This is a genomic window from Fretibacterium fastidiosum (assembly GCF_000210715.1).
GTDB classification, from domain to species: domain Bacteria; phylum Synergistota; class Synergistia; order Synergistales; family Aminobacteriaceae; genus Fretibacterium; species Fretibacterium fastidiosum.
Window position 1 is genome coordinate 1 of the sequence record NC_021038.1, and the last position, 3,528, is coordinate 3,528.

General features: G+C 68.3%; 3 protein-coding genes and 1 riboswitch. Of the genes, 1 reads left to right on the plus strand and 2 read right to left on the minus strand.

What is annotated here, in order from left to right; translation table 11 throughout:
• The first annotated feature begins 152 nt into the window (after positions 1 to 152).
• Positions 153 to 321, plus strand: a riboswitch (cobalamin riboswitch).
• Between the two features lie 176 nt (positions 322 to 497).
• On the plus strand, positions 498 to 2,609 hold the full coding sequence (locus tag SY1_RS00005; protein ID WP_015555768.1) for an acetate--CoA ligase family protein: 2,112 nt from the start codon (positions 498 to 500) through the stop codon (positions 2,607 to 2,609).
• A 171-nt stretch (positions 2,610 to 2,780) separates the two neighbouring features.
• Here the strand turns inward: SY1_RS00005 and dut are convergent, their stop codons facing one another.
• The gene (gene dut / locus SY1_RS00010) at positions 2,781 to 3,224 is read right to left on the minus strand and encodes a dUTP diphosphatase (protein WP_015555769.1); all 444 of its coding nucleotides are present in this window, start codon (positions 3,222 to 3,224) and stop codon (positions 2,781 to 2,783) included.
• Positions 3,225 to 3,230: 6 nt separating this feature from the next.
• On the minus strand, positions 3,231 to 3,528 hold a 298-nt coding region (locus tag SY1_RS00015), incomplete at its 5' end, for a hypothetical protein (RefSeq protein WP_208872433.1).

Sequence of the window (3,528 nt, forward strand, 5' to 3'; positions counted from 1 at the left end):
TCGCCCCTGTGGGGCTCGCCAGCCCCCCTTTCAGGGGGGCCTGAAAAACCGGGGGTCTTTGCCTCTCCTTATAGGGGAGGGCTTCACGTCCTCTCAGATTTCGGACGCCTCGTTTGACAATCTCGTGTTTTGCCGTATAGTTATGGGGAGAGACAAATTGAACCTCGAAAGGCGTTCGGGAAGTCCGGTGAGAGACCGGCGCGGACCCGCCACTGTAAGCTCGGCAATGCCGACCATGCCCACTGGGACGTTTTTCATCCTGGGAAGGGGGTCGGAGTAAGGAGAGCGAGCCAGGAGACCGGCCTTTCGCAGGGAGCGCACGCCCCCCCGCGCGGATTCGGGCCGGTATGCGGAAAAAGCATGGCCTTTGGCGTCCCGCACCGGCGGCGAACGCCGTCCAAAGGCCACTTCCTCCGTCATGCAGGGCCGTCCTCGCCAGAGGGCGGCCCTTTGCGGCCCTCTGGGGCCGACGTCATCGAACGGGAGGAACCCTACACATGCAAGAAGCGAACAAAGCCCTGTTGTCCCACCCCCTGAGGAAGCTCTTCGCCCCGGAAAGCATCGCCATCGTCGGAGCCTCGTCGAGCCTGGAGCGCCTGACGGGCCGGACGCTCCGCTACCTCCAGTCCTTCGGCTACGGCGGAGCCATCTATCCCATCAACCCCAAGGCCGACGTCATATCGGGGCTCCCCGTACACCGGAACGTCACGGAGGTCGAGGGGCCCATCGACCTCGCCATCCTCAGCATCAAGGCAAAGCTGATCCCCGACGCCCTGCGCGCCTGTGCGGACAAAAAAATCCCCTTCGCCCTGATCTACTCGTCCGGGTTCTCCGAGACGGGCGACCGCGCGCTTCAGGAGGAGGTGTCCGCCATCGCCCGCGACGGAGGCATCCGGGTCCTGGGGCCGAACTGTCAGGGGCTGGCGAACTTCGCCGAGGGGATCCCCCTGACCTTCTCAGGGGCCCTTTACGAGGTGCCGCGGCCTCTGCCGGGGCACGTGGCGCTCGTGTCGCAGAGCGGGGCGTTCGGGTTCTCCTCCTTCGGGGTGGGGTTGGAGCACGGGGTGCGGTTTCGCTACGTGGCCACCACCGGCAACCAATCGGACCTCGACGCGGTGGAGTGCGCGGACTACGTGCTCGATGACCCCGAAGTCCGCCTCCTGATGCTCTATCTGGAGGGCCTCGAGGACGGCGCAGGGTTCCTCCGGCTGGTCCGCAAAGCGCGGGAGCGCGACATCGCCGTCGCCGTGTTGAAGGCCGGACGTTCGCCCTCGGCCCGTGAGGCGGCCAAGAGCCACACGGCAGCCCTGACCGGGGACGATCGCGTCTGGTCGGCCGTCTTCTCGCAGTACGGCGTCATCCCGATGGAGGACATCGACGACATCATCGGGATCGGTCAGGTGCTGGGCGCGGAAAAGCGCATGAGCGGCGGGCGTTCGGCGATCCTGACCACCTCCGGCGGAGCGGGCATCGTCATGGCCGACTGCCTGAACGACGTGGGCCTTTCCGTCCCCGTCTTCTCGCACGACACCCGGTCCCGCATCGAGGCGGCCATACCGCCCTTCGGGGCGTCCCGCAACCCCGTGGACATGACGGTGCAGATATCGGAACAGCCGGAGAACTTCCGCAGCGTCTTCGACGCGGTGCAGGAGGACCCGGAGCTGGACTCGATCGTCACCTCCCTCTCCATGATCGTAGGACACGCCGGCGACGTCATGACGGACACCATGATCGAGAGCTACGCCAAGAGCCCCAAGCCTCAGGCCGCCGTGTGGATGATCGACCACCAGCACGGCGGAAGCTTCATCGAACGGCTGAAGACGGCCGGCATCCCGATCTTCCAGAGCTTCCGCCAATGCGCGCGGGCCCTCAGGGAGTTGAACCGATGGGGGGCGTTCAAGCCGCCCGCAGCCCCTGAGGTCGGCGGGAATGCGCCGATCCTGCCGCAGTGGAAGGACGCCATGACGGAGTACGACGCCAAGGTCTTCCTCTCCCGCTACGACATCCCCGTGACGCGCGAGCGCCTCTGCCTGAACCTGGAGGAAGCGTGCGACGCGGCCGAGGAACTGGGGTTCCCCGTGGCGCTCAAGGGGATGGCCGCCTCCGTGCTGCACAAGACGGAGGCTGGGATCGTGGCGCTGGACGTGCGCTCCTTCGAGGAGCTTCGGGGAGCGCTGAAGACGGTGCGCAAGCACCTGGCCGACTACGTGGGGGACGGCGCCGTTCAGGGTTTTCTGGTCTCCGAGATGGTGCGCGGCGGGTTCGAGTGCATCGTCGGGGTGAAGCGGGACCCGGTGTTCGGGCCGATGATCGCCGTCGGTCTGGGCGGCATCTACGTCGAGGTCCTGGGCGACGTGTCGCTTCGGCACGGCCCCGTGGACGAGGAGGAGGCGCTGAACATGATCCGCCAGCTCAAGGGGTACTCGTTCCTGTCCGGGACCCGGGGCAGCAAACCGCGGGACATCCGCGCCCTGGCCGGCATCGTCAGCCGGGTTTCACGCCTTGCCGCGATCGAGACGGACCTTCTGGAGCTGGACATCAACCCCGTCTTCGTGCTGGAGGAGGGAAAGGGCGCCGTCGCCGCGGACGCGCTGGTCGTGAAGGCGTGAGACGGCAGAAGAGGGCGTGAGCCGACCTCCGCGCTGGGTCGGCGCCCCGCCCCCGCTGGAACGCGAAAGCCCCGGCCCCTCCTGCGATGGAGGGCCCGGGGCTCATTGGCTCGTCATTAGAAAGCGCGCAGGAGCGTCAGGGATAGGAGAGGCCTTGCACGCCGCGGGCACCTACCGTCCCGTACTGCCGAAGCCCCCCTCGCCCCGCTCCGTGGCGTCCAGCGTTTCCACCTCGCACCAGGCCACGCGGGTCACGGGCGCGAAGACCATCTGGGCGATGCGGTCCCCCGACTCGACGACGAAGGGCTCGTCCCCCAGGTTGATGAGGATCACCTTCACCTCGCCGCGGTAGTCCGCGTCGATCGTCCCCGGACTGTTGGGCAGCGCGACCCCGTGCTTCAGGGCCAGGCCGCTTCTGGGGCGAATCTGGGCCTCGTACCCGCAGGGGATGGCCAGCCGAATGCCCGTCGGCACGAGGGCGCGGGCGCCCGGCGCGATCACGCAGGGCTCGGAGGCGCGCAGGTCCAGCCCCGCCGACGCCTCGGTGGCGTAGGCGGGCAGAGGGAACTCCCTCGCCCGCCCAAAGCGTTGGATCCGGACCTGAACTTCGGCCATGAGGGCTTAGTAGTCCCTTCTCCGGGGCCGGTCGTCCCTCCTGCGGTCGCTGAAGCTCCCGCGGTCGCGGTCCCTGCCGGGGCCGCGGCGGTCCCCGAAGCCTCCCCGATCCCGATCGCCGTAGCTGCGGTCCCGGTCGCCATAGCCGTGGTCGCGATCCCGGTAGGAGGAGGGCTCCCTGGCGGCCAGCTGGGCGATCAGGTTGTCGCGCTCCCGCTCATCCGGCAGCGCGCCCTCCAGGCCGACCGCGCGCACCCTGTCCTCGTCCGCCAGAAGGCGCCGCCGGGTCAGGTTGACGCGCCCC